Here is a 7,316-nt window from a genome sequence, read left to right as displayed (position 1 = left end):
CCCCTCTACCTGTTTGGGCATCCGTCGTTTTGGCCACGTCGTATCTATGCTGGAGACGATGAAGATTGGCGGTTCACGCTCTTTTCTAATGGGGCGGCTGAGTTTGCTTGGAACCATTGGAAGCCAGAGATTATTCACTGCCACGACTGGCATACGGGCATGATTCCGGTCTGGATGCATGAATCCCCAGACATCCAAACGGTGTTCACGATTCATAACTTGGCCTATCAGGGCCCCTGGCGCTGGCGACTGGAGCAAATGACCTGGTGTCCTTGGTATATGCAGGGGCACAACACCGTGGCAGCGGCGGTGCAGTTTGCCAACAAGGTCACTACCGTGTCGCCCACCTATGCCGATCAGATTAAAACCCCAGCCTACGGGGAAACTCTTGAGGGACTGCTATCGTTTATTAACGATAAGCTCGTAGGCATTCTCAACGGGATTGACACGGATTTGTATGATCCGTCTCACGATCGCCGGATTACCCAGGAGTTTTCTGCTGAAACGCTCGATCAGCGCTCGGTGAATAAAATTTCCCTGCAGGAAGAAGTGGGTCTAGAGGTCAATTCCCAAGCCATGCTATTGGGGATGGTGACTCGGTTGGTGGAACAAAAGGGCATTGATCTGCTGCTGCAGGTGCTCGATCGCTTTATGTCCTACACCGATGTGCAATTGGTGGTATTGGGGACAGGCGATCGCTACTATGAAACCCAACTCTGGCAAATTGCCTCCCGCTATTCAGGACGGGTCGCAGCCTACATGCTCTACAACGATGCCCTGGCCCGGCGCATCTATGCGGGCACCGACGCCTTCCTGATGCCGTCACGGTTTGAGCCCTGCGGTATTAGCCAGCTTCTAGCGCTGCGCTATGGCTCCGTGCCCATTGTGCGGCGTACGGGGGGCTTGGTGGATACGGTCATCCACCACGATCCCACCGCCGAGGAAGGTACCGGCTACTGTTTCGATCGCTACGAGCCGCTTGATCTCTATACCTGCCTAGTGCGGGCTTGGGAGGGCTTCCGCTACAAGCGTGAATGGAAAACGCTTCAGCAGCGCGGCATGAATCAAGACTTTAGCTGGTATAAGTCGGCCATTGAGTATGACAAGGTCTACCACGAGGTGCTAGGACGTCCCTACAATCCTCAGCCGGTAGAACCGGTTGAACCCGTTGATGAGACGGTGACCGAGAAGGCGACTTCATCGCCGAAGGTTGCAAGTCAAACAGAGTAGCGATCGCTCTTAATGACCAGCGCTCCCTAACATTAAGCCAGGTAGTCTAGACTACCTGGCTTAATGCTTTGGGGGATAAACCTTGGGGGACAGATTTAGACCGGCAGGGCCGCTTCGTTCTGGCTAGGGGCGATCGCCCCTGAGTAGACGATACCGCGCTGCACATCCAGGGTGAGAATGGCTCCCTCACGAATGGAGCGGGTGGCATTTTTTACCCCAACAATCACCGGCACGCCCAGCCGTAGACCAATCACCGCCGCATGGCAGGTGAGACTATCATCTTCGGTAACAATGCCAGCGGCTTGGCGGATTGCTTCCACAAAGTCGGCATTGGTGCTGGGTGCAACCAAAATATCGCCAGGATTAAAGGTACCGGCTTCCATACCGGTGTGCACCACGCGGGCACGGCCGCTCACGGCTCCCTGACCGATTCCCGTCCCTCGCCCTAGCACCGAGGTCACCACTTCTACCTTAATTAGGTCTGTGGAACCAGAGACTCCTTGCAGCGTTCCCGCCGTCATCACCACCAAATCCTGTTCTTTGAGTAAATCTTTCTCCTGGGCCACGCTCAAAGCTGCATTAAACGTCTGTCCTGTGGAGGATAGATCGAGCACCAGCAGCGGTTTTACCCCCCATACCAACTGCAGTTGCCGGGCGACGCTCACTTGCGGCGTGATTGCCAAGATGGGCGTGTAGGGACGAAACTTAGACACGTTGCGGGCTGTAGCACCGCTTTTCGTCAAGGTCATAATGGCAGCAGCGTTTAACTGCTTCGCAATATCTCCCACTGCTTGGCTGATGGCATTGGGAATCGACTGTCCCACTAACCCGTCTACGTTATGGAAGGATGGGTGATCTTGCTCAATGCGGGTGGCAATGCGGGCCATGGTCTGCACCGCCTGTACTGGATATCTGCCCACCGCCGTTTCGTTGGACAGCATCACCGCATCGGTGCCATCCAAAATGGCGTTGGCTACGTCAGAAATCTCTGCCCGCGTGGCTCTGGGGCTGCTGACCATGCTGTCGAGCATTTGGGTGGCGGTGATCACCGGAATCCCTTGACGGTTGGCAACGGCAATCAAGCGTTTTTGTAAAATCGGTACGTCTTCAGCGGGCACCTCCACCCCCAAATCTCCCCGGGCTACCATCACCCCATCACAGAGGGCCAGGATGGCTTCCATTTGCTCAATGGCTTCGTGTTTCTCAATCTTGGCAATCACCGGCACATGTTTGCCAGCGCTGGAGATCAGCTCTTTAATTTCTAGAATATCTTGGGGGTTGCGTACAAAGCTGAGGGCGACCCAATCTACCCCTTGATCGAGACCAAACATCAGATCTTCTCGATCCTTATCGGTCATCGCTTTAATGGAAAGGTAGACCCCCGGAAAGTTGACACCCTTGTTATTGGAGAGCACCCCCTCCACCACCACGCTGCAATGCAGGGCACGGTTGACTTTATCTACTTCCTCAACGCGCATTTCCACCCGGCCATCATCTAAGAGGATGGTGGAGCCTTCCGGTACTTCATCAGCCAGGGGTTCGTAGGTCACCGAGCTGATGGTGCGATCGCCGGGTACCACGCGACTGGTGAGGGTGAAGCGATCGCCCCGGTTGAGGGTAATGGGCCCATCTTCAAAGCGCCCTAGGCGAATTTTCGGGCCCTGGAGATCCTGTAAGATGCCCACCGGCTGATTAAGCTCAAACGACACCTGGCGGATCAGGCGAATGCTGCGCTTGTGATCCTCATGGGTGCCGTGGGAAAAATTTAGACGGAGGGTGGTTGCTCCCGCCTCGATCAAGTCCCGCAACACCTCTGGGCTACTGGTCGCAGGGCCAATAGTGGCAACGATTTTAGTTCGACGAGGAGAATGTTGCAGATACATAGAGATTTGATCCAAGAAAGTAAACGAGAACAGTACACAACGACTAGAACCAACCGCTTTTAAGCTGCTGCTAGCGTCTTCTAGCCTAAGGCAAGACAACAAGGTCAGAGTGTATCGTGATATGCCCAGCGATCGCCTTTAGGAAAACTAGCTCGGTCTAGGTTGCCTCGTCAGGAGGAGCGATTGCCGACATACCCAGGGCCCTACGAATGGGTCGGGAGTCATCATAGCGGAAATTTGGACTCTTCAGAAGGGGACTCAACCGCATCGTGTCGGGCATCTTAGACGAGCCTACTGGGATGAGCCTACGGAGCATACCGGGGCGATCGCCCATCACTGCTCCTCGCTCACGGAGGTTCTACAGCAGATCCCCTTGATGCAGGGCAACCCACTTGTAAAATTTTGATACATAATTGTTAAATCTTAGAGAAGCCACTCTTTTTCAAAACGTAGCTTTCAGGGGGATCCTCAGTATGGTGTGGAGGTGGAGGTTTTCAGTCCAAGGATTTGAGACAAGCACGCTGGACATAAGGTGTTGAGGAATACATAATGCCGCGATCGCCCCTAGGTGATGTCAGGAAATCGGCACCTTAGCAAACAACAGTGGAATGATTAATCCGTGATCTAACGGAAAATTTATAAAATCGTCCTGGTACACTATCCATATACTGTAGAAAGCACTAGTAAGATTACGGAGAAAACCGCAGCCCAAGCTGATAGGCTTCCCCGTAGCGGCAATCCAGTTTCCTGCTGGTTGAACTCTCAGTCAACTAGCACTGTCTTCACTCTAGTCCCTGAATCGAAGTTTACTTTTATCTTAAGTTTGTATAAAGTTTTCCTAATCCTATGGGCTGTTTTCAGGATATATCCGGATGGCAGACGGGGATGGATCTTCCTAAGATAAAAGGAAAATTCAGTAAAACTACTGTAGTCACCCATTACACCACGTTTAATCTACAGGTCATCCGTTGAGTTGCGACGACTGCTTCTACGCCAAGATTGCTTTTTACGGAACAACACTTCACAATGTGTTGATCTACATCAAGGGTTCTTGTTTTTGGTAGAAAGTTGAGTGAGCCTTGTAGGAGAATAAAGTCTAGGGAATCAGTAGTCGCATTTAGGGCATAGTAGTCAAGCTACATGACATGGGTAGGGTTGATTGGTTCTCTGAAGAGTTCTAAATAGGTGCGATGAACACTTTCCTAAAATGCATGGGTGTATTGCTGGTCGTAGCTGGGTTCCAAGGAGTGGCCCTGGTCAGTGTTCAGGCGCGTTCCTTGGCTGACACACTGCCGGCAGAGGCTGGTTCAGTCCTCACTGAGCTACAGCAAAGCGATGGCTATATTCCTCCCGACAATGGTGCGCCCGATCGCACCCAGGGGTCAGGAACCCGTTAATCATGTCTGATGTATAACCTTGGCGTGTATCTCCGGTTGACATTATGGGATCCAGCCGCGATCGCTGTCCGGTGATGCTCTAGGGACAGGCGATCGCCTGTCCGGCAATCCATGCGGTTGTCCAAGCGCTTTGGAAGTTAAATCCGCCGGTAACGCCATCAATATCCAAAACTTCGCCTGCCAGAAATAACCCTTCACACTGGCGGCTTTCCATGGTTTTAAACGTCACCTCTCGCAGGCGTACACCGCCGCAGGTGACAAATTCATCTTTAAAGACACCCTTACCTGCGATCGCATAGTGCCCTTGGGTGAGTTCCTGAGCAAGGTGCAGCGCTTCTGCTTTGGATAGATCTGCCCATCGGCGTTCGGGCGTGATCTGCGATCGCTCCACCAGATACTGCCATAGCCGTCGGGGTAAAGCTACGGGACAATGATTGGCGATCGCCCGTTTTGGGTGCTCTGATTTCACCGTCAGCAGCAGCGATCGCATGTGCTCTAGGTTAGAACCGGGTAACCAATTGACGCGAAGCTGGGCCTGGTAGTGACCATCATGGAGCGATCGCGCTCCCCAGGCAGACAGCTTGAGAATGGCTGGGCCGCTCATGCCCCAGTGGGTAATCAGCAACGGCCCCGATTGACGTAGGGGCTTGGCAGACGGGATCTGGAGATCTAGATCAGCCGTTTCAACCGCCACGCCTGCAAGACTGCGTAGCGCAGCATCCCGAATGGTAAAGGTAAACAATGAGGGCACCGGCGGCTCGATGGTATGGCCCAGACTAGCGGCAAGGCGATGCCCTTGAGGACTGCTGCCCGTGGCCAGAAGGATGCGATCGCAGTCGGCAACGGCACCGGATTTTAAGGTCAACCGAAACCCTGGCGACAGGCGGGTGACAGAGACCACCGGTGTGGCTAACTGTACCCGAACGCCTAACCGCTGCGCTGTCTGCATCAAGCAATCTACAATCGTCTCCGAAGAATCGGTGGTGGGAAACATGCGTCCATCCACCTCCCGCTTCAACGTGACCCCATGCCGCCGAAACCAGGCCACCGTATCCTGGGGCTGAAACCGACTGAAGGCACCCCGTAGGGCCTTACCACCTCGGGGATAATGCTGCACCAACAAAGCCGGATCAAAACAAGCATGGGTAACATTACAGCGCCCACCGCCAGAAATACGTACCTTGCTGAGCGGCTGTTGTCCTGCCTCCAAAATTGTGACCTGTGCCTGAGGATTGGCCTGGGCTGCAGCGATCGCCCCAAAAAAACCTGCCGCTCCACCACCCACCACGATCACTCGCATACTTCTCTGATCTCCCACCACTCACCGATCTGCAGGGCATGGCCCCCTGCTTTGACTCTACCGCTAAATTTTGTACAAGCTGCAAGACCTACTCGCAATTCAGGGCATACTGATACGGTGCATGACCGATACAGCACCTCAACCTAGAAATTGCTTGTTGAGACGAAATCTAGCTTGTAGTATTTTTGCAGAGCGCGCTCATCGCGGCATCGTTTAGCCGGCCTGTACTGATCCGTCCAAGGAAGATCCGAGTATGACTTTAGAAAAGCTCCAGCCTGCTCAGGCAAAAGATGTGCATGTGTATGTACCCTACTATCAGGGCAATAAGCGCAATGCTCTGCCGTTGGCCATCAGCTTGTATCGTCAGGGTAGCCTGGAAGGTACGCGCATCATTGAAGGGGGCGAGAGCATTCCCTTCGTGGCGAGCTGGAGTGTATCGTCGCTACCTGCTGACTTAACCCGCTTTCGGATGCAGTTTGATGGTAATGCGGAACTCAGCTATGAAATCACCATGGCCAATTTTGAGTTTGTCAGCTATCTGATCGAGCTGCTATTTAGCTTCAAGCGATCGCGCTTGGTCGATTTTTCCCAGGCGTTCTACCGTAAGCTGCTGCGCTTAGACGATTAAACGCTTGGATGATGCAACGATGACGGCATTTAGTCTAGATCTCACGACTGGACAGGACTCACCTTGGCACGATGCAGCAAGCGATCGCCCTGACGATAGCCGGTGTAGCGCACCAAGACGCGATCGCCCGTTTGGGCATGGCCGTCCAAAAGCTGGTGCTGCTGCGGATCATACATGACCTCTTCGCCCACGGGAGCGATCGCCTCTAGACCCCAGTGCTGGAGCAATTGTTCAACTGGACGCAGGAGCGGCACCAAGCGGCTAGCGGGCACCTGGGGATTTTTCTGAGCGGCATAGACCGCCGTGGGCCATTGGAGCAGCCAGGATTCAATCTGGTGCAGCACCTCCTGCTGGAAAGCTTGGCGCAGTTCCTCTGTTTGCTGCTGAGTGAACTGGTCATCCGGCTGCATGGCTGGCTCGGCTGGGGGAGCGATTGGCAGATCGGAAAAGTCTTGGAGCAGTTGGGGAATGGATCGGTGCAGCGCTTGAGCCAGTCGGTATAGCACCTCGCCCCGTAGCGCCGCCGCTTGCCCATGCCGCAGGCGATTCACCGCTGTTTTGGAAACGGCTGCCGCTTGGCTAAGGGCCCGGAAGCTGGGGATATCTGCCGCCATCATCAGCGATCGCAAGCGTGGAGTGTAGTCTGGTGGCGTGGGGGAAGGCGCTGAGGGTGGCATAGCTGATCTAGAAAAGGCTTTCCTATTATCCCGAACTTATCCCCAAACGTCAGTTTGACGGGTGTATTCACGGATGTCTTCCCAGTTACCCTGAACGGTTCGGAGCGTCGTACCTCCGACGTAGGGTGCTATTAGGCGAAGCCATAACGCACTGTCCTATCAAGGTTTCTAGGCATCACATCATCCATAGGATGCTGTTAG

The 7,316-nt window shown here is 54.0% G+C and carries 6 protein-coding genes; 3 read left to right on the top strand and 3 right to left on the bottom strand.

Translation table 11 applies throughout. The features are described 5' to 3' along the window. Positions 1–1,230 (top strand): glycogen synthase GlgA (gene glgA / locus V6D20_03435; GenBank protein HEY9814846.1); only part of this gene is annotated, 1,230 nt, incomplete at its 5' end. 95 nt (positions 1,231–1,325) lie between these two features. Here glgA and pyk read toward each other — a convergent pair. After that, complete coding sequence (gene pyk, locus V6D20_03430; GenBank protein ID HEY9814845.1) at positions 1,326–3,113, bottom strand: pyruvate kinase; 1,788 nt, start codon at positions 3,111–3,113, stop codon at positions 1,326–1,328. A gap of 1,190 nt (positions 3,114–4,303) precedes the next feature. On the opposite strand from pyk, the gene V6D20_03425 reads away from it, so the two are divergent. After that, on the top strand, positions 4,304–4,510 hold the full coding sequence (locus V6D20_03425; protein ID HEY9814844.1) for a hypothetical protein: 207 nt from the start codon (positions 4,304–4,306) through the stop codon (positions 4,508–4,510). A gap of 79 nt (positions 4,511–4,589) precedes the next feature. Here the strand turns inward: V6D20_03425 and V6D20_03420 are convergent, their stop codons facing one another. Further along, complete coding sequence (locus V6D20_03420; protein ID HEY9814843.1) at positions 4,590–5,810, bottom strand: NAD(P)/FAD-dependent oxidoreductase; 1,221 nt, start codon at positions 5,808–5,810, stop codon at positions 4,590–4,592. 253 nt (positions 5,811–6,063) lie between these two features. Here V6D20_03420 and ebsA point away from each other — a divergent pair, with 253 nt between their 5' ends. After that, complete coding sequence (ebsA, locus tag V6D20_03415; protein HEY9814842.1) at positions 6,064–6,438, top strand: type IV pilus biogenesis protein EbsA; 375 nt, start codon at positions 6,064–6,066, stop codon at positions 6,436–6,438. Positions 6,439–6,479: 41 nt separating this feature from the next. Here the strand turns inward: ebsA and V6D20_03410 are convergent, their stop codons facing one another. After that, positions 6,480–7,115 carry a helix-turn-helix domain-containing protein gene (locus V6D20_03410; protein ID HEY9814841.1) on the bottom strand — a complete coding sequence of 212 codons (636 nt, stop codon included), beginning with the start codon at positions 7,113–7,115 and terminating at the stop codon, positions 6,480–6,482. Between the last annotated feature and the right edge of the window lie 201 nt (positions 7,116–7,316).

This window comes from Candidatus Obscuribacterales bacterium (genome assembly GCA_036703605.1).
GTDB lineage: Bacteria > Cyanobacteriota > Cyanobacteriia > RECH01 > RECH01 > RECH01.
Note: the sequence above shows the minus strand (reverse complement) of the source record. Positions and strands in the feature narration are given on the sequence as shown.

What these genes read in the sequence shown, in the direction of transcription:
- pyk (HEY9814845.1), bottom strand. Translation starts at nt 3,113, where the DNA reads ATGTATCTGCAACATTCTCCTCGTCGAACTAAAATCGTTGCCACTATT.
- V6D20_03420 (HEY9814843.1), bottom strand. Translation starts at nt 5,810, where the DNA reads ATGCGAGTGATCGTGGTGGGTGGTGGAGCGGCAGGTTTTTTTGGGGCG.
- V6D20_03425 (HEY9814844.1), top strand. Translation starts at nt 4,304, where the DNA reads ATGAACACTTTCCTAAAATGCATGGGTGTATTGCTGGTCGTAGCTGGG.
- ebsA (HEY9814842.1), top strand. Translation starts at nt 6,064, where the DNA reads ATGACTTTAGAAAAGCTCCAGCCTGCTCAGGCAAAAGATGTGCATGTG.
- V6D20_03410 (HEY9814841.1), bottom strand. Translation starts at nt 7,115, where the DNA reads ATGCCACCCTCAGCGCCTTCCCCCACGCCACCAGACTACACTCCACGC.